General features: G+C 30.1%; 21 protein-coding genes. 17 read left to right on the top strand and 4 right to left on the bottom strand.

What is annotated here, in order from left to right; genetic code table 11:
* Positions 1–2,991: 2,991 nt before the first annotated feature.
* The 11 genes from G4D72_RS12000 (at position 2,992) to G4D72_RS11950 (ending at position 11,430) form a co-directional block, all read left to right on the top strand.
* Positions 2,992–3,612, top strand: a complete 621-nt coding sequence (locus tag G4D72_RS12000; protein WP_166077963.1) for a hypothetical protein — start codon at positions 2,992–2,994, stop codon at positions 3,610–3,612.
* A 204-nt stretch (positions 3,613–3,816) separates the two neighbouring features.
* On the top strand, positions 3,817–4,818 hold the full coding sequence (locus tag G4D72_RS11995; RefSeq protein WP_166077961.1) for an IS30 family transposase: 1,002 nt from the start codon (positions 3,817–3,819) through the stop codon (positions 4,816–4,818).
* A gap of 186 nt (positions 4,819–5,004) precedes the next feature.
* Positions 5,005–5,748: a hypothetical protein gene (locus G4D72_RS11990; RefSeq protein ID WP_166077960.1), complete on the top strand. Its 744-nt coding sequence runs from the start codon at positions 5,005–5,007 to the stop codon at positions 5,746–5,748.
* Between the two features lie 157 nt (positions 5,749–5,905).
* Positions 5,906–6,880, top strand: a complete 975-nt coding sequence (locus G4D72_RS11985; protein ID WP_166077959.1) for a hypothetical protein — start codon at positions 5,906–5,908, stop codon at positions 6,878–6,880.
* A 171-nt stretch (positions 6,881–7,051) separates the two neighbouring features.
* Positions 7,052–7,429, top strand: coding sequence for a hypothetical protein (locus tag G4D72_RS11980; RefSeq protein WP_166077958.1), 378 nt, complete (start codon positions 7,052–7,054; stop codon positions 7,427–7,429).
* Between the two features lie 200 nt (positions 7,430–7,629).
* The gene (locus tag G4D72_RS11975; RefSeq protein WP_166077957.1) at positions 7,630–7,878 is read left to right on the top strand and encodes a type II toxin-antitoxin system ParD family antitoxin; all 249 of its coding nucleotides are present in this window, start codon (positions 7,630–7,632) and stop codon (positions 7,876–7,878) included.
* Positions 7,871–8,170 carry a type II toxin-antitoxin system RelE/ParE family toxin gene (locus tag G4D72_RS11970; protein WP_166077956.1) on the top strand — a complete coding sequence of 100 codons (300 nt, stop codon included), beginning with the start codon at positions 7,871–7,873 and terminating at the stop codon, positions 8,168–8,170. Before G4D72_RS11975 ends, G4D72_RS11970 begins: the two co-directional genes overlap by 8 nt.
* A 171-nt stretch (positions 8,171–8,341) precedes the next feature.
* Positions 8,342–9,277 carry a hypothetical protein gene (locus tag G4D72_RS11965; protein WP_166077955.1) on the top strand — a complete coding sequence of 312 codons (936 nt, stop codon included), beginning with the start codon at positions 8,342–8,344 and terminating at the stop codon, positions 9,275–9,277.
* Between the two features lie 149 nt (positions 9,278–9,426).
* The gene (locus tag G4D72_RS11960) at positions 9,427–9,993 is read left to right on the top strand and encodes a hypothetical protein (protein WP_166077954.1); all 567 of its coding nucleotides are present in this window, start codon (positions 9,427–9,429) and stop codon (positions 9,991–9,993) included.
* 170 nt (positions 9,994–10,163) lie between these two features.
* Entirely contained in the window at positions 10,164–10,925 is a 762-nt protein-coding gene (locus tag G4D72_RS11955) for a hypothetical protein (RefSeq protein ID WP_166077953.1), read from the top strand.
* 154 nt (positions 10,926–11,079) lie between these two features.
* The gene (locus tag G4D72_RS11950) at positions 11,080–11,430 is read left to right on the top strand and encodes a hypothetical protein (protein WP_166077952.1); all 351 of its coding nucleotides are present in this window, start codon (positions 11,080–11,082) and stop codon (positions 11,428–11,430) included.
* A 120-nt stretch (positions 11,431–11,550) separates the two neighbouring features.
* On the opposite strand, the gene G4D72_RS11945 is transcribed toward G4D72_RS11950, so the two are convergent.
* A complete protein-coding gene (locus G4D72_RS11945; RefSeq protein ID WP_166077951.1) occupies positions 11,551–12,150 on the bottom strand; it encodes a nitroreductase family protein in 600 nt (199 codons plus the stop codon).
* A gap of 92 nt (positions 12,151–12,242) precedes the next feature.
* Between G4D72_RS11945 and G4D72_RS11940 the strand changes: the two genes are divergently transcribed.
* Positions 12,243–12,599 (top strand): winged helix-turn-helix transcriptional regulator, encoded by a 357-nt coding sequence (locus G4D72_RS11940; RefSeq protein WP_166077950.1) that lies wholly within the window; start codon positions 12,243–12,245, stop codon positions 12,597–12,599.
* A 102-nt stretch (positions 12,600–12,701) separates the two neighbouring features.
* On the opposite strand, the gene G4D72_RS11935 is transcribed toward G4D72_RS11940, so the two are convergent.
* On the bottom strand, positions 12,702–12,899 hold the full coding sequence (locus tag G4D72_RS11935) for a hypothetical protein (RefSeq protein WP_166077949.1): 198 nt from the start codon (positions 12,897–12,899) through the stop codon (positions 12,702–12,704).
* Between the two features lie 101 nt (positions 12,900–13,000).
* Positions 13,001–13,669: a tRNA (5-methylaminomethyl-2-thiouridine)(34)-methyltransferase MnmD gene (mnmD, locus tag G4D72_RS11930; protein WP_166077948.1), complete on the bottom strand. Its 669-nt coding sequence runs from the start codon at positions 13,667–13,669 to the stop codon at positions 13,001–13,003.
* 136 nt (positions 13,670–13,805) lie between these two features.
* On the opposite strand from mnmD, the gene G4D72_RS11925 reads away from it, so the two are divergent.
* From G4D72_RS11925 to G4D72_RS11905, 5 genes are all read left to right on the top strand, one after another.
* Positions 13,806–15,149 carry a DEAD/DEAH box helicase gene (locus tag G4D72_RS11925; RefSeq protein ID WP_166077947.1) on the top strand — a complete coding sequence of 448 codons (1,344 nt, stop codon included), beginning with the start codon at positions 13,806–13,808 and terminating at the stop codon, positions 15,147–15,149.
* A 130-nt stretch (positions 15,150–15,279) separates the two neighbouring features.
* On the top strand, positions 15,280–17,208 hold the full coding sequence (locus tag G4D72_RS11920) for a BatA domain-containing protein (protein WP_166077946.1): 1,929 nt from the start codon (positions 15,280–15,282) through the stop codon (positions 17,206–17,208).
* Positions 17,205–18,461 (top strand): dihydroorotase, encoded by a 1,257-nt coding sequence (locus tag G4D72_RS11915; RefSeq protein ID WP_166077945.1) that lies wholly within the window; start codon positions 17,205–17,207, stop codon positions 18,459–18,461. Before G4D72_RS11920 ends, G4D72_RS11915 begins: the two co-directional genes overlap by 4 nt.
* Positions 18,454–18,765 carry a hypothetical protein gene (locus tag G4D72_RS11910; RefSeq protein WP_166077944.1) on the top strand — a complete coding sequence of 104 codons (312 nt, stop codon included), beginning with the start codon at positions 18,454–18,456 and terminating at the stop codon, positions 18,763–18,765. Before G4D72_RS11915 ends, G4D72_RS11910 begins: the two co-directional genes overlap by 8 nt.
* Positions 18,766–18,770: 5 nt before the next feature.
* Positions 18,771–19,412, top strand: coding sequence for an alpha/beta hydrolase (locus tag G4D72_RS11905; protein WP_166077943.1), 642 nt, complete (start codon positions 18,771–18,773; stop codon positions 19,410–19,412).
* A gap of 64 nt (positions 19,413–19,476) precedes the next feature.
* Here the strand turns inward: G4D72_RS11905 and G4D72_RS11900 are convergent, their stop codons facing one another.
* Positions 19,477–19,614: a T9SS type B sorting domain-containing protein gene (locus G4D72_RS11900; RefSeq protein ID WP_317165247.1), complete on the bottom strand. Its 138-nt coding sequence runs from the start codon at positions 19,612–19,614 to the stop codon at positions 19,477–19,479.
* Between the last annotated feature and the right edge of the window lie 5 nt (positions 19,615–19,619).

Raw genomic sequence — 19,619 nt, 5'->3', positions numbered from 1 at the left:
GAATGCGTAAAATCAGTGAATAGAAAATGAATTATGAAAAATCAACCTGTTTACAACAGCGGTTTGCTAAAATGGCGACTTTTTCTTTAAAATCACGTTTACTTTTCGCAAGAAATATTATATTTGAAAGAAAATAAGCGGTTACGAAGTCGCCACTTCAGCAAGCCGCGGAACGTTAAATACAAGTTTTGTTGAATCGAGAATGCTGAATAAAATCTGAATATTTTCACATCTATTTTGCTTGAATACTTCTCGTCTATTTTCTTTTTTTCGAAATCTTTATAAAATACTTGAATTGCAAAAAATGTGTTGATTTTGATTGCGAAAACAACTTGAATCGGAAAAATTTACTTGAATTAGATTACGAAAAATGTTGAGCTGAAAAACGTAACTTGAATTGGATTGAGAAAAAGATTGCGCAAACTTGTTGAATCGGAAAAGGAAGCTTGAATTGGATTGCGAATAACTTGTAGAAACGAGTTTGATTACTTCAATTGGTTTGCGAAATGTATTGCGAAAATGTTGGAATAGATAAAACGAACGAAAACTGAAAACCTAAAATGAGAAATAAATAAAAAACCTGTATTTAACAGCGGTTTGCTAAAATGGCGACTTTTTCTTTAAAATCACGTTCATTTTTCGCAAGAAATATTATATTTGAAAGAAAATTAGCGGTTACGAAGTCGCCACTTCAGCAAGCCGCGGAACGTTAACCGCAAGCAATTTTGAACGATTCGTGAATGATTGAATTTAATTATTTTTTTGAATAAAAAACATGAAATCTTGATTTACGAAAACTTGAAAATCTTATGGAAAATACAGAACGATGAAAACTGAATCGTGAAAAGTATTGCGAAAATTACAGAAAGTTAAAAACCGAATCGTGAAAAGTTTTGCGAGAAATACAGAACGTTGAAAACTGAATCGAGAAAAGTTTTGCGAGAAATACAGAACGTTTAAATCTGAATTGTGAAAAGTTTTACGAGAAATACAGAACGATGAAAACTGAATCGAAAAAAGTTTTACGATAAATACAGAACGGTGAAATCTGAATCGTGAAAAGTTTAGCGAGAAATACAGAACGATGAAAACTGAATCGAAAAAAGTTTTACGATAAATACAGAACGGTGAAATCTGAATCGTGAAAAGTTTAGCGAGAAATACAGAAAGAAAAACTGAATTGCGAAAAGTTTTGCCAGCGGTTAACAGCGGTTTGCTAAAATGGCGACTTTTTCTTTAAAATCACGTTTACTTTTCGCAAGAAATGTTATATTTGAAAGAAAATAAGCGGTTACGAAGTCGCCACTTCAGCAAGCCGCGGAACGTTGTAAACAAGTTGTGTTGAATTGAGAATACTCGATTAAATCCAAATATTTTTACATCTATTAATTGAATCGCTTCACACCTATTTTTTAAATTTTTATAAAAAACTTGAATTGTAAAAAATGTGTTGATTTTGATTGAGAAAACAGGTTGAATCGCAAAAAAAGAGTTGAATTGGATCGTGAAGAATTTTGCGAAAACTTATTGATTCGTAAAAAACGAGTTGAATTGGATTGCGAGGAATTTTGCGAAAACTAATTGATTCGTAAAAAACGAATTGAATTGGATTGCGAAGAATTTTGCGAAAACTTGTTGATTCGTAAAAAACGAGTTGAATTGGATTGCGTAAAATCAGTGAATAGAAAATGAATTGTGAAAAATCAACCTGTTTACAACAGCGGTTTGCTAAAATGGCGACTTTTTCTTTAAAATCACGTTCACTTTTCGCAAGAAATATTATATTTGAAAGAAAATAAGCGGTTACGAAGTCGCCACTTCAGCAAGCCGCGGAACGTTAAATACAAGTTTTGTTGAATCGAGAATGCTGAATTAAATCTGAATATTTTCTCATCTATTTTGCTTGAATACTTCTCGCCTATTTTCTTTTTTTCGAAATCTTTATAAAATACTTGAATTGGAAAAAATGTGTTGATTTTGATTGCGAAAACAAGTTGAATCGGAAAAATTTACTTGGATTAGATTGCGAAAAATGTTGAGCTGAAAAACGTAACTTGAATTGGATTGAGAAAAGGATTGCGCAAACTTGTTGAATCTGAAAAGGAAGCTTGAATTGGATTGCGAATAACTTGTAGAAACGAGTTTGATTACTTCAATTGGTTTGCAAAATGTATTGCGAAAATGTTGGAATCGATAAAACGAACGAAAACTGAAAACCTAAAATGAGAAAAAAAATAAAAACCTGTATTTAACAGCGGTTTGCTAAAATGGCGACTTTTTCTTTAAAATCACGTTCATTTTTCGCAAGAAACATTATATTTGAAAGAAAATTAGCGGTTACGAAGTCGCCACTTCAGCAAGCCGCGGAACGTTGTGTTCAAGTTGTTTCGAAACGATAACGAAAGAACAATTTCCTTAATTTCAACATCTTTTTTCTATGCAAAATTTGATTTGATTTTCTCAAAAAATCGTGAAAGATTTTTAAATTTCAGAATATTAATTTGATATTAAATTGTAGAACTGGAAATACAAAATTTAATTGGATTGTGAAAAAGATTGTGAAAACGTGTTGAATCGGAAAAACAAACTTGAATTGGATTGCGAAAGGATTTAGAAAAAGAGTTGAATCGCAAAACGAAATTGAATTGGATTGTAAAAAGATTTTGAAAACGAGTTGAATCGCAAAACGAAATTGAATTGGATTGCGAAAGGATTTTGAAAACGAGTTGAATCGAAAACGAAATTGAATTGGATTGTAAAATCATTGTGAAAACGAGTTGAATCGGAAATACTGAATTGAATTACGAAAATTGATTATAAAAAGTAAAACAACCAAAACACAACAGCGGTTTGCTAAAATGGCGACTTTTTCTTTAAAATCACGTTTACTTTTCGCAAGAAACATTATATTTGAAAGAAAATTAGCGGTTACGAAGTCGCCACTTCAGCAAGCCGCGACCCGTTGTAGGTAATTTTGAACCCGCAGAAACTATGAAACTGAATTATAAAAATTACGAAATAGAGGTTTTTGATGAGCCGAATTACACGCTAAATTCAGTTGATAATTTAAGAACTTACAATAAAGTATATTTTACAGGAAAAGATTACGAAGATAGATTTCAGCCGACAAGCAAACATGGAATTATTATTAAAGAATTAAGTACAGAAATTTCAAGTGCAATAATTTGTGAAATTGGTGGTGGAACTGGCATATTTGAAAATTCCTTTATAATCGAGGATGACAAAATATGGATTCGAGTTTGCAATAAAATCTACTGTTTAGAATTACCAAATTTAGAGTTACGATGGAGCAAAGAATTAGATTACGCAACTGTATTTGAGTTTCATAAAATTGAAAATGATTTTATTACTCGCGGCGAAATGGAAATTACAAGATTCACAAAAAACGGAGAAATCGTATGGAGTTTTGGAGGAAGAGATATTTGGGTAAACACAAAAGGCAAAACCGAATTGAGTATAGAAAATGATAAAATAAGATTATTTGATTTTGAGTCAAATGAATATATTCTAAGTTTCAATGGAGAATTACTTGAAGAAAATCTGAATATTATTCGAAAAGAAACTAAAAAATGGTGGAAAATATTTGAATAAAAACTACCTACAACAGGCGTTTGGCAAGATTGCGAATTTTGTAGTAAATTCACGTCTATTTCTCGCAAGAAATTTTATCTTTGATAGAAAATAATCGGTTCCGAAGTTCGCAACCTCGCCAAGCGCCGGAACGTTAGCGGTAAGTTTTACGCAGAATCAAGAATCTAATGCAATTTTTTAAGATAATTTCTTTAAAATTGTAACATGAAAAAAGCTTTCAAACACCTTAATCAAATTGACAGATTTAGTATCGAAAAATTTATTGCTTTAGGCAAAAAAAATATTCAAATTGCCAATGAATTATCTGTTCATCCAAGTACTATTTCTCGTGAAAGAAAAAGACTCAAAAATGAACCATATAATGCATTAAAAGCCTTGTCTGATTCTGTAAACAAGTCTATGGGAAAACGTTTCAATAAACGTAAAATTGATAACAATCCTAAACTGAAAAATTTTGTATATTCACACTTAAAATTACGTTGGTCGCCACAACAAATTTCAAACGCATTAAAACAATTTTATCCATTCGATTTAACCATGCAAATATCTCACGAAAGCATCTATTATCACGTTTATATTCAGCCAAAAGGTGAAGTAGAAAAACTCCTTATTTCACAATTACGACAGAAAAGGAAAAACAGAGGTAATGTGCGTCGTGGAGCTGATAAAAGAACAACCATTAAAGATCCAATTCGTATTGATGAAAGACCTGCCGAAGTAACATCTCGTGAAATACCAGGACACTGGGAAGGCGACCTAATCATAGGGAAAAACCATGAAAGTGCGATTGGAACTCTGGTTGAAAGAACAACGCGTTTTCTTATTATTGTATATCTAAAAAAGAAAGATGCAACAACGGTCAGAAAAGCGTTTGAAAAGGCATTTAAAAACATTCCTAAACACTTAAAATTATCATTAACTTACGACAACGGAACTGAAATGGCACAGCACAAATTATTTACTAAAAACAGCAAAGTTAAAGTCTATTTTGCCCATCCCTTTTCGCCTTGGGAAAGACCAACTAATGAAAACACAAACGGCCTAATTAGAGATTATTTCCCTAAAGGAACTGACTTCAGTTTGGTATCAAAAAAACAACTTGTTGATGTGCAAAATCAACTAAACGAGAGACACAGAAAAACTTTAGAATATGACTCCCCTCTTAACACAATCAGTAGATTGTATATAAACCAAAATTTTATTTAAAAAATGACAAATATTCTAAAAAATAACGTAGTTTTATTCTCGAATTAAAAAGGCAAAAAATCAAAATTTTGCCAAAAAAATTCGGGAAATAAAACGGTAATGCAAAATATAAAAATTGCAATTAAAACTTGAAACCGCCTAGCAGACGACACACAGACAATAAAAAGACTGACAACAATATTGAGTTTGATTTTACTAATTTCTTGCGGACAACAAGAAAATAAAACAAAACAAGAAACAACTGAAAAAGTTGAAAACTTTACGACTGACACAAACCAAACTAAAATCACTTTTTACAAAGTCAACGGAAAAGGAATTTTACTTGGTGACGACATAAAACTATTAGACGAAAATTTTAAAGTAATCAAGGACATTTCATACTTAAACGAACATTTTGTAGATGTAACAGAAGTAAGTGATAAATACCATAAAATCAAACCAACAGACGACTATTGCCAAGAATTCAAATATGTCAAAATAAAGACGAAAGATTTTGAAGGCTATGTTGACGGAAGAAAAATTTATGAGACAATTAAACACACTCAAAACAAAATTGTAAACCTTGACAATAATGAAGTTTCGTTCATTGCGACAACCTATTTTGGTATTGGCGTTTCAGACGATGATGGTTTGACTGGTTGTTCAATTAACACGCCTGTAGTCTTCTCTGACAAAAACGCAAAATATGAAGGACTTGTAAAAATAGTTAAGAATAAAAATTATGAAAGTGACTATCCTTACTTTGAACTTAAAGATGACGATGGAGCGAATGACGAGATTTTAAGCATTGACAAGCAAGGCGAAAAATATTTGCTCAAAATAAAGCGGACATATCAAGAAGGTGGAGCGAACCTTTTAGTTGAAATTTACAAAGACAAAATTGGAACATTTGTAGCAGAAATTATAGAGAATGAACGAACAGATGAATAGAATAACTGGTGCTAACACGGGTTTTGCGTCAGGCGGGCTGACGTGTAAACTTGAAGTTGTGTGCTTCTAATAAACTTTAGTAATAAACTGAAACTTTGTGCTCCGAAACCCGCCCGAACGCAAAGCCCGAAACCGTTGTGTGTAATTTTAAAAAAAAATGAGAAAGAAAATATTTTTACTATTGACTTTTATAAATTTTATAAATGTTCATTCCCAAAAGTTAACTGGAACTTGGATTTTAGAAAAAACAATTTATGAAAATGGAAATCCTTTGGAAATAAATCATATTTCATATTCAACTTTTACCAAATATGATTTTTTAACAAACTCCATTAAAATAAATGACCAAAAATTCAATGCTAAATATGCAAATAATTCAATAAAACTAGATTTCAGAGAATTGCTTTTTTCATTCGAAAACAACAATTTATTAATTCAGGAAAAAGGTGATGACAAGATTCAAATTCTATCAAAAAAAGAAGATTTTTTAAGTAAAAACATTGAATTCAAATCAGATATTGAAATAAGAAATCAAGATACTCTTTACATTTCAAATGAAATTTATAAACCACAATTTAATAACGAATTAACTTTTGAAGACTTTTTAAGAAAAAACATCTCGAAATACACATCTGAATCTACAAAAAATAATTTATTTAAATCAGAATTTGTTTTGTCTAAAGATGGAAAAATTAAAGACATTAAAATTTTAAGCGGTATTTCAAAATCATTTGATAACGAGTTTATTGTTGCATTAAATAAAGCTGAAGCGTATTTTAAAAATGAAACTGGTAAAGACTTTTTAATAAAACATAACTTTAATTTCTTTCAAATGTTTAAAGGGTTAACTGAAAAAATAGAGAAAGAGTTTTATGCGATTCACAAAAAAGGGAATTTACACTTTGAAAATAACGAATTTGATAAAGCAATAATCGAATATGAAAAACTTAATCTTATGGATTTAAATTCTATAAGAGAAAGATTGGGTTTTTTATACAGTGAAACATTTATTAATTTAGGGATTTCATATTTAGCTGTGAATAAAAATGAAGAAGCTTATAATTCATTTTTAAAAGTTGGCGACATAAAAAATTTTAAAGTCCGAAATTACATTATTAACTTTTGTAAATAAAAAAACTACAGCTAACAGGCGTTTGGCAAGATTGCGAATTTTGTAGTAAATACACGTCTATTTCTCGCAAGAAATTTTATCTTTGATAGAAAATAATCGGTTCCGAAGTTCGCAACCTCGCCAAGCGCAGGAACTTTACTGGCAAGCTTTCAACTCGAACACGTTAAAAAGATGAAGACTCAAATAATTTTATTATTACTATTGTTCATTTCCTGCTTTCAAAGAGAAAACCTTGATTATCCAACAGAAATTAGTAGAATTAAAGAAGTTGTTTTAGAAAGGCCTGACCAGAAATCTCACGGAAAATTTGCCGAAGTAAGAAAACTTAATAGTGATGAAATTGCTCAGCTTTTAGACATTTTGAAAAATGCAAAACCTTTAGGTTTAAAAAAGTTCAAAATAGATTATTACATAGTTTTTTCAACAGAAAATGGAACGCGAAGAATTATGGTTACTAATAATCAAATAAAAGGTTATGATAATGATTATACATATCAAATTAAAAAAGTTAAGTTCTTAAGTGACTTTGAAAGTAAAGCCAGCCAGTAACAGTGGTTTCGCGCAATAGCTCGTTTTGTCTTTCTTGGGAAATACTCTGAACATCAGCATTTCTTATTACATTTTTCTTTAACTTGCCGCTACTAACACGAAGCCGCGAAACGTTAACTGTAATTTTTTGTCCGAGAAAAAAACAACTTTTTCTTTGATTATTACCAAATTTTGGTAACTTTGTTAAAAATGAAAAAATTATGGGACGAAATACATCAGTATCGCTTGGAAACTATTTTGAAAACTTTGTCGATAGTAGAGTTTCAGAAGGTAGATTTAAAAACGCGAGCGAAGTTATTCGAGCTGGATTGAGATTGCTAGAAGAAGAGGAAAGCAAAATTGTTGCTCTTAAAAAAGCCATCAATGAAGGAATTGAAAGCGGAATCGCAAATGACTTTGATCCAAAAAAACATCTTGAATCGTTAAAAGCCAAAAAAAGAAATGGCTAAATACAAATTAACAAATAAAGCAATAGAAGATCTATCGAAGATTTGGGATTATACATACGAAGTTTGGTCTGAAAATCAAGCTGACAAATACTATTTTGAACTTATTGGAGATTGCCAAGTATTGGCTGAAAATCAAAACTTAGCGAAAAATTATATAGAAATTAGCGATGATATTTATGGATATAAATCTGGACAACATATTATTTTCTTTAGAATAATAAAAGAAAACGAAATTGAGATTACTAGATTTCTACATTCTAGAATGGATTTGAAAAACAGAATTCAAGAATAAAACTACAGTTAACAGCGGTTTGCTAAAATGGCGACTTTTTCTTTAAAATTACGTTCACTTTACGCAAGAAACATTATATTTTAAAGAAAATTTGCGGTTCCGTAGTTCGCAACCTCGACAAGCGCCGGAACGTTAGCAACAATTTTCACCACACAACTACAAAACTCTTCTATGAAAAAATTACTATTCTTATTCTTTGCTATTCTTCCATATTATTTAATTGCACAAGACAGTAAAGTAGAAAAAGTTATCTTAGAATTTAGATATTTCAAATATCCTACTACTGAATATAGGATTGATTACAAAAAGAACGAATTAACTTGTATTAAGAAATATAAAACTTATGATTATAATGATACTATTGTATTCAACAAAACTTATAAGTTTACCAATAAAGATTTTGAAATTATCAAACACGAATTAAATCAAAATATACCTGATTCGGTCTTACTAAAATCGGAACCTACATTGGATGGTGGTGGTTTTGTTATCAATTATTTCAGAAAAAACAGAAAAAAATCAGAATTAATTATCAATAATCCGTCCCGAAAATCAGAAAAATACATTCATGAATTCAAAATAATTGATAACTTTTTCGATTTTGCTTATTCTATTGTTAAAGACTCCACTGGAATTAAGACCTTAGATGAAACTTATGATCCATATTTTACTGGATTACCAATTAGAAAAATTTCTGAAAATCCATTAGAGTATAAAATATGGGGTAACATTAGTGGAAATGCTTCTTGGAAAAATGATTTAATACCTTTTCTAGAAAGTTTACCAAAAGACAAGTGTGTAATTATTGATTGTGATAATCAGTTAAGCTATTCATGGCAAGAAGATATTTTAAGATTGTATATTATAAAAAACTCAAACTTGCGTTTTGCAAACATGGATTGGCTAAAATATACTCGCGAAAAAATTATTGAATTCAAAGAAAAAATCAAATCCATTGGAAATAATGAAACAGAATTAAATAAATTGAAAAAGACAACAACTTACAATTTATACATGAATAATATAGTTGAAATTGACAAATGGTTGGAGTTGCCTGAAAAATTAATATTTACTACTGTTGAAGAATACAAAAAAAACTGTCTCTAACAGCGGTTTCTCGCAATTGCAAATTTTGTAGTAAATTAATGTTTAATTCTCGCAAGAAATTTTATCTTTGATAGAAAATAATTGGTTCCGAAGTCGCCAACTCAGCAAGCCGCAGAACGATAGCAATAAGCTTAAAAAAACAAAAAATTATGAATCGAATTTTTGCCCTTTTCTACATATCCACCTTTATAAGTTGTAATACTAAAAACGAAAACGAACAAAGCCAAAAAGATACTTTTGCAAAAAAAAACAAATCAGAAATTGTTTCTCAAAAAGAAGATGATAGAAATGAATTTGATACTCTAACAAATTTAACTTCTTCTTTAAAAAATGAATTCAAAAGTTTTGAAATCAAAAACACAAAAGATACAATAAAAGCAGATCTAAACGGTGATAAAATTTCAGATTTAGCTTTTTTCACAAACAACAATGATAAAAGCCTGATATTTATTTTAGATGGTAAATCCAAAAGAAAAATTAAATTTGAAAAGTATACATCATCTGGGGAAATGGAGGATGATTTTAGCTGGGTTGATTATTGGGGAACTACTGAAGACAAGAAAACATTTGAAATTTTAATAATTGATTCAGAAATTGCTGGAGATACCATAACAAAACTAGACAATAAATCTATTTTTTTAAGAAAAGATGAAGTTGGTGGTGGTGTGATTACTTACAAGAATAATAGATATATTTGGATTCATCAATCTGATTAAAAAAAGCCTACAGCTAACAGGCGTTTGGTAAGATTGCGAATTTTGTAGTAAACTCACGTTCACTTTTCACAAGAAATATTATATTTGAAAGAAAATTGGCGGTTACGAAGTCGCCACTTCAGCAAGCCGGGGAACGTTATGTGACGCCCTATGAAAACAAAACCTATAAAATGAAGCAACTTATTTTCATAATTTTGACTTTGACATTTTTGTCTTGTGAAAACAAAACTCAAAATACAATTTCAACAACTTCAAAACTTAACGACACGCTAAAAGTCGAAGAAAATGAAAACATCCAAAATTCAAATTCAATTAATAAAGTTGCAATTGACTATAAAATAAATAAAGACTTACTTGACATTATTTTACTCTTGCCTGATAGTGCTTTTCCAAGTTGGGAATGGAAATTAAATGACAGAATTAAATGGTATAAGGAAATTAAAGAGAATAATTTTTATATTGACGACAATCCTGATTATTTTAATCAAAAATATTTTGAACCCAACAAAGCAGGGTTTACAATTGTCGATGGATTTTGGTCAATAAACATTTATAAAACAGCTGAAAATTCATACATAGTTATTACAGATGATGTTGTAGGAGACGGAAATTCTTTAAACTTTTTCGAAGTTAAATCCAATAAGATAAAAAAATATTTAGATGAGAAAACAATGTTTTCAGATTTCATAGAGCAATTAAAGAAAAAAGAAAATACTGAAAATTGCGTTGAAAAATTTGAAGAAATGAATGACCCGATATTCGAGTTTGACTTCAGTAATAAGAAAAAAATTGAAATTGAGAGTTCTTGGTATTTAACAAAGGAAAATTATGAAAGTTGTTTAATTGGAAACGCAATAATTTACAATTTCGACCCAGAAACTAAGAAATTTGAAATAGAAAAAATATATTGGAAAGATAAGAAAAACGAATAAAGGCGTCACATAACAGCCATTAGGGAAGATTGCGAATTTTGTAGTAAATTCACGTTTATTTCTCGCAAGAAATTTTATCTTTGATAGAAAATAATCGGTTCCAAAGTTCACAACATAACTAAGTGCGTAAACATTCCCAGCAATATTCAAAAACATGAAACTTAAGAGTATAATTAAACTTTTTAATCTTATAATTTGTTTGGTGTTTATTAGTTGCGGAAAGAAAAGTTATGAAGGAACTTATGTGAATCAATTTGGACATACCTTGATCATCAAGGATTCAACATTCGAATATATTTCCTATGATGGAATGCAAGGAGTGTATTATAACTTTGGAAAAGTTTCTGAAAATAAATATTCAATGGTATTAATAAATGATAGCATTAAAAATGCTTCTTTTTTCAATTCAGTAAAGTTGGATACAATAACACTGAAAAAAAAGAAATCTAAATTAAGAAATTCTGATTACACTTTTCGAAAAAAACTAATGGTAAAAGGCGTTTGACAAAATTGCCAATTTTTAATTAATACACCATAACATTTCGCAAGGAGTGAATTGCCAAAAAAAGCTTTTCAATTCATAACTACTTACGAAATGTTTTGAATAAGGATTTTTTTCTACTAATTACAGTTCCTCTATTATTTCTTCTATCTGTAATCTTGACTTACTTTTAATACTTGGCTGATTGGAATCATTTGGATCTCTATAACCTATCGCAACAGCAAATAAGGCCGAATAATTTTTAAGACTAAGAATCGAATTGTATTCCTCAGATTTTATGCCTTCCATTGGTGTAGAATCAATCGACATACTAGCACATGCACTCAAAAAACAACCTAAAGAAAGATACACTTGATGCTTAAACCAAGCTTTAATTTCCGATTCAGGCAACGGTTTTATAAATTGATTGTAATAACCAACCGCACCTTCTGAAAGATTCTTGTTAATTTGATGTTCAAAACTTGGTATGTCATCAAAAGCACAAAATACAACTAAGTGACTTGCTTCTTTAATTTTTTGCTCATTAAAATAAGAAACTTGTGCTAACTTATTTTTAATTTCTTCATCTGAAACAAAAATAAATTTCCATGGCTGACTATTAATCGAAGAAGGACTTAAACGTAAGATTTCCTTCAACTGCTCTATTTCCTCTTGAGCAATAACCTGCAGCGGGTCGTATTTTTTGGTAGTATACCTGTTTTTTGATAAATTTATAAAATCCATATTTTTATTTTTTTATTACTATAAAATTTATAGTTGCAAAAGTAAGTATAGTATTTTATCTTTGCAATAACGGATAAAATAGATAGTACAAAATGTATTGTATAGATAACAAAGAATTTCCTTGCAGCACTAGTCTTACCATGAAATATATTGGTGGAAAATGGAAAGCTGTGATTTTAATTCATTTAACCGAAAAAAAAAGGTATAGCGAACTTAGAAAAGAACTCGCAATGGTTACAGAACGTACCATAAGTTTACAACTGAAAGAACTAGAAGCAGACGGATTAATTAAACGCACTGTATTTACGACAAAACCTCCATTAAAAGTAGAATATGAACTTACCGATTTCGGAAAAACAGCAATACCATTACTCAATGAAATGGCAAAATGGGGAAAAGTAACAGCAGAAAACAATAAAAAGATTATGAAAACTAAGATTTCTAAATAGTTTGATGCTTTTTATTAATATACAAATCTGAAAAACTTATTTGCTCAATTTAGAGAAAAATAAAATCCCGTTTCAATTTAAATCGGAACGGGATGTTACTTTTTAGTTTTCAATATAAATAATGCACTGCCTTAATTCAGGTTTTTCCTCTGTAAAACTGAGCAGCCATTCTCTAAGTTCGTCTAATTCAAAAGGTAACAAAACCCTTGTTGCTTTTTCAAGCTCTTTACAAAATAATACTACATCAAAACTCACACGTTCTAAAATAGATTTGGTATATACTAAAATTTGTCTTCCCATTGTTATTGTTTTTAAGTTGAACTAATGTTAACTCTTATTGTAAATTTACTAATTAAAACAACACAAAAAATATTTTAATAATTAATTTTAAGTTAAAGTTTTTACCAATTTTTTAAAGCTCTTAACATTTCTCTTTTCCCCGGCGCACCTGGTAATTTTAAAGTTTGAAAACCAGCAAATTGCATCGCTTTTTTTATAGAAGTCCTACAAGCATAAGTGGTTAAAATCCCTTTGCTTTTGAGTGCCTTATACATAATTTCGAAAATCGCTTCATTCCATAATTCAGGTTGAACAGTAAATCCGAATGCATCGAAATAAATTAAATCGAAAGTATTTTCATCTGAAATATCTGTAAAATATTGTTTTCTTTTCGTAATTCTAAAATTCGAGTTAATGACAATTTCTTCTTCCCAATTGGTTTGATGCATTTTTTCGAAATCGTCTTTTTTTTCAGGCGAATTTAATTGTGTTACATAATTCAATTGTGAAATTTCTTCAAAAGCAATTGGGTACGCTTCTACTCCAACATAATTGATTTTTAAATTACGTTTTTCTGCTTCTAACATCGTAATTAAAGCATTCAATCCTGTTCCAAAACCAATTTCTAATATAGAAATTTCAGAACCATCTTCAAATAAATCCAATCCATTTTTAATAAAAACGTGTTTTGCTTCCTGAATCGCACCAAATTTAGAATGATACGTTTCATCTAATTCTGGAACATATATTGATGTTGAACCGTCTTGTGTAATGATAATTTCGTGTTTCATATGCAAAATTAAGAGTCAAAGAAAAAGTTTAAAGGCAAAAATGAATGACAAAGGTAAAAGGAAAATGGCAAAAAACTTCTAACTTCTGACTCCTAACTTCCAACTTAATGTTATCTTTGCATAAATTTTTACACTAATGGTTACATTCGAACAACTTAATCTTCCAATTTCGCTACAAAAAGCTATAGACGATTTAGGTTTTACTACTCCAACTCCAATTCAAGCAAAAGCTTTTCCAATCGTTATGTCTGGTAGAGATGTCATGGGAATTGCACAAACAGGTACGGGTAAAACGTTCGCCTATTTGTTACCGATTTTAAAACAATGGAAGTTTGTAAAAACAGATATTCCAAGAGTGCTAATTTTAGTTCCAACTCGTGAATTAGTAGTTCAGGTACACGAAGAAATAGAAAAATTGACCAAATACATGAGTGTTCGTTCACTTGCGGTATATGGTGGTGTAAATATCAATACACAAAAAAAAGACATTTATTCAGGAATTGATATTGTGGTGGGAACACCAGGTAGAATCATGGATTTGGCTTTAGATAATGTATTACGTTTCGATGATTTACAGAAATTAGTGATCGATGAATTTGATGAGATTTTAAATCTTGGATTTAGAGTGCAATTGACTTCCATCTTATCTATGATGCGTTCGAAAAGACAAAATATTTTATTTTCTGCGACCATGACAGAAGAAGTGGACGATTTATTAGATGAATTTTTCGAATTTCCTGAAGAAGTTTCTTTAGCACCAAGTGGAACGCCGTTGGAGCAAATTGAACAACGTGCTTACATCGTACCAAACTTTTTAACGAAAGTCAATTTACTGAAACATTTATTAGCAGACGCATCGTATAGTCGAATTTTATTGTTTGTGAACAGTAAAAGAATGGCCGATTTTTTACTGGAACATTTAGAAGAAGATTTCCCTGGTCAGTTTGGAACAGTGCACTCGAACAAAACGCAGAATTACCGTTTGAACATGATGGAAAGTTTCCAAAATGGTGAAATTAGAGGTTTAGTAACTACCGATATTATGGCCCGTGGATTGGATATTACCGATGTTACACACGTAATTAACATGCAGTTTCCTGAAATTCCAGAACAATACATGCACCGAATTGGTCGTACCGGTCGTGCTGATAAAGACGGTATTGCAATCAGTTTTATTGGTCCGAAAGAAGACGAGTTTCAATTGGAAGTAGAAATGCTGATGCAAACTGAAATTACACTTCACGACATTCCAGCTGGCGTAAAAATTGAACAACAACGTTTAGAATTCGAAAAAGATCAGAAGAAAGTAAAAACACTTTTGAAACGTGTTAAAAAAACAGGTGGCGATGCTTTTGAGAAAAAATCAGAGAAAAACAGCAAAGTAAATCTAGGTGGTCCAGGAAAAAGAAAACCAAGGAAAACGGCTTCTAGAAATAGAGGAATTGAAAGAAAACGTGACGAAAAGAAAAAGAAGAAATAATAGATTAACCGCAGATTCACAGATTTATACACTTTAATAAAAATCTGTGAATTTGTGGTAAAAAATATTAAAGCAAAAACTAATTGCACCAAGTTGATATTTTTAGTATTTTTGACAAACTTCTAACAAAATGCAATTTAAAAACCCAGAAATTCTATACTTTTTATTTCTATTGATTCTACCAATATTGGTACACCTTTTTCAATTGAGACGCTTTAAAAAACAAGAATTTACCAATGTTAAATTGCTAAAAGAACTCGAAATTCAAACCCGAAAAAGCTCTACAATTAAGAAATGGCTATTATTAGCAACTCGTTTATTGTTATTAACAGCCTTAATTTTAGCTTTCGCACAACCTTTTTTCAAAGCCAAAGATTTCGATAAAAAAAACAACGAATTGATTTTAGTGGTTGATAATTCCTTTTCCATGCAAGCCAAAGGAAATAGCGGCGAATTATTAAAAAGAAGCATTCAAGATTTACTAGAAAACACTCCTGAAAATCAACAATTATCGGTTCTTACCAACGACGAAAATTTTTACGATACGAATATCAGAAACATTCAAAAAGAGTTACAAAATTTAAAATATTCTTCTACTCCATTCAATCCAGCGGCAATTATTACTCGAATTGAAGCCAAAAAACCTGGAGTACCAAAAGATATTTTATTTATTTCAGATGCCGTTGGTTTAAAAGAAGAATTGAAAACGAATTTAAGCGAAACGTCTTCTTTATATTATCAAACTGTTGAAGCCAACGAAACCAACAATATTGCGATTGAAAACGTACAAATTAGTCAGGTTTTAGATCAGTTTTACGAATTGAAAATCAGTATTAAATCGTACGGAGATTTTGAAAACGATGTGCCAATTTCTATGTATAATGGTAAAAAATTAGTGGGTAAAGCCTTAATTTCTAAAGAAAAACCTAAAAAAGAAATAGTATTCACCATTCCGAAAACCGATTTTCACGGTTATGTTGAAATACAGGATAATAGTTTGAGTTACGACAATACGTTTTATTTCAGTATTTCAAAACCACAAAAATCGAATGTAATTGCAGTTGGAAATGCAGATAAAAACAAATTTTTATCTCGAATTTATAATGCAGAAGAATTCAATTACACTTCTACCGAATTGAATACTTTAAATTACAATTCTATTGAAAATGCCGATGCGATAATTTTAAATGAATTGCCAAACATTCCAAATGCCTTGTCGGTAACTTTGAAAAATTATTACAACAAAGGCGGAAACATTATTTTTATTCCAGATGTAAATAGTTCGGTGGAAAGTTATAATTCATTTTTGAGAAATTTCAGCAACAATTCTTTATCTGAAAAAGCTATAAAAGAGAAACAAATCACGCAAATTAGTTTCAATCATCCGATATATACTAACGTTTTTGAGAAGAAAGTCAGCAATTTTCAATATCCAAAAACCAATGCAACTTTCACCATAAATGGAAGTAATTTACCGGTTTTACAATATGAAGACAAAAGTATTTTCTTAGGAAATATCACCAATAAATTAGGAAATTTATTCTTCTTTTCGACATCAATTAATAAAGACAATTCCAACTTTCAAAACTCACCTTTAATTGTTCCAACGTTTTACAATATGGGACAAAACAACAACAAAACAGGTTTGAATGCCTTTACAATTGGCAATAATAATTACACAATTATCAATGAAACGATTGCAAAAGATAATGTGTTGAGTGTGACAAATGCCGAAAACAGTTTCATTCCGATGCAACAAATTTTGAATAATAAAATCAAGTTGACTTTCGGAAATTATCCAGAAAAATCAGGAAATTACGAAGTTTTAAAAGATAAAGAATCACTAAAAAACATCAGTTTTAATTATCCAAGAAACGAAAGTGATTTATCGCAAATTAATAACGATTATTTTGATTCTTGTACCCAAGTCAATTCGGTTTCCACCTTTTATTCCGATATTCATTCTTCAAGAACAAGCAATGAAATTTGGAAATATTTTATCATAGCAACACTACTATTCTTACTTCTTGAACTACTAATCCAAAAATTTGTAAAATGAACCTTTTACTAAAAAACGCAACGATACTAGAAAATCAAAACCCTTTTCATAACCAACAAGTTGACATTGAAATTACGAGTGGAATTATTTCTAAAATTGGAAAAAATCTTACCGTAAAAGAAGGTTTTGAAGTTATTGAAAAAGAGAATTTACACGTTTCTCAAGGTTGGTTAGATACTTCAGTCGTTTTTGGAGAACCAGGATTTGAAACTACAGAAACTATAGCAAACGGACTAAAAGTTGCTGGAAAAAGTGGATTTACTTCTGTTTTCTTACATTCTAACACAAATCCAGCCATTGACAATCAGGCCGTAATTCAGTTTGTAAAAAGTAAAGCACAAAATAGCGTTTCCAACTTACATGTTGTGGGATGCTTGACTAAGAATAGTGAAGGAACAGATTTAGCGGAACTTTTCGACATGAAAAATGCAGGTGTGGTAGCTTTTGGAGATTATAAAAACTCGATGACAAATGCCAATTTGCTGAAAATTGCTTTTCAATATGTAGCTAATTTCGATGGAATTTTGTTCGTACAACCAATGAATAAAGAGATTAGAGGAAAAGGATTTGTTAATGAAGGAGAAGTTTCAACTAAACTAGGCTTGAAGGGAATCCCAGCTATGGCCGAAGAAATTGAAATTGAGAGAAATATCGCTTTATTAGAATACACCAAAGGGAAATTACACATTCCGACAATTACCACAAAAAAATCAGTTGATTTAATACAAAAAGCACAAGCAAAAGGTTTAGAAATAACTTGTGGTGTTTCGGTAAATAATTTGGTTTTAACAGATGAAGAATTAGTAGATTTCAATTCAAATACGAAAATTTATCCACCACTTCGTACTGAAACAGACAGAAAAGCCTTAATTGAGGGTGTTTTAAACAATGTAATTACTGTCATTACTTCTGATCATTGCCCAGTAAACATAGAACAAAAACAATTAGAATATGATTTAGCTGATTTTGGTTCGATTGGTTTAGAAAGTGCCTTTGGAGCTTTACAAACGGTATTGCCAACTGAAGTAATTGTCGAGAAATTCACAAAAATGAAGGCCTATTTCAATCTAGAAAGTGCGACAATTTCAGAAGGAAATAAAGCAGATTTAACACTATTTAATCCAAATGGAGAATGGATATTTGAGAAAGAAAACATACTTTCGTTTTCAAAAAATTCAATTATGTTAGGTAAAAACATGAAAGGAAAAGTATACGGAATTTTATGTAACAACAAAATAATAGTAAATGAATAAAATTAAATTTGGCGCTATAATTTCCTATTTTGGAGTTATCGGAATTATATTTAGTAAAGCTATAAATAGTGAGGAACAAAATGAATTTATTAATTTTCATTTTCGTCAAGCCTTATTGATAACAATCATTATTTTATGTTTAAACTTTTTTAATTATGGTTTAGACAATGGTTTTTTTAGAACTATTATTTGGACTATCTCTATTACTTTAAAATGTATCGGGATTTTTTATGCGTACAATAATCAACAAAAAAACATTCCTGTAATTGGAGAATATGCACAGAAATGGTTTAAAAATTTATAAATATTATGAGCTTAGAATATATAGTAAAAGCACCCACAACAATAAAAGATAAAAATGGCGCTTTAATTTTGCTTCATGGTTATGGAAGTAATGAAGAAGATTTATTTTCTTTTGCACCACAATTACCAGAAGATGTTTATGTGATCTCGGTTAGAGCACCTTACAATTTGCAACCTTATGGATTTGCATGGTACGAAATTACCTTTGATGCCGATGAAAATAAATTTTCAAACAACGAACAAGCTAAAGAGTCTTTACAAGTAATTGCGAATTTTATTGATGAAATTTCAGAAAAATTACCTTTAGACAAATCGAATATTTCATTGATTGGGTTTAGTCAAGGTGCGATTTTAAGTTACGGAATGGCCTTTACATTTCCTGAAAAAATTAACAAAGTTGTAGCCTTAAGTGGCTATTTAAATGAACAAATTTTACCAGAAAGTTTTGATGTAAACTCTATCAAACATATTGATTTTTTCGCTTCTCATGGTTCACAAGATCAAGTAATTCCAGTGGAATGGGCAAGAAAAACTCAACCTTATTTAGAAAAGTTAGGTTTACATGTCGTTTATAAAGAATATCCTGTAGGTCATGGAGTAGCGCCTCAGAACTTTTGGGACTTTAAAAATTGGTTAGAAAAAGTATAATTTTTATTTGATTATAAAAAAAAGGCTCCAAAATTTGGAGCCTTTTTTTTATATAAAATTTCACTTAACGTTTTAATGAGAAATGTGCTTTAAATTGTTTTTGTTGGTCGTTTTCTGTGTAGTCTACACTAAACCAATAATCCGTAGATGGAATGTCTTGTCCGTTGTATTTTCCGTCCCAACCTTCTCCTAATGGATCTATTTGTT

The organism is Flavobacterium difficile (genome assembly GCF_011392115.1).
Lineage (GTDB): Bacteria > Bacteroidota > Bacteroidia > Flavobacteriales > Flavobacteriaceae > Flavobacterium > Flavobacterium difficile.
The sequence above is the reverse complement of the archived record's forward strand: the minus strand, read 5'-3'. Positions and strand labels throughout refer to the sequence as shown.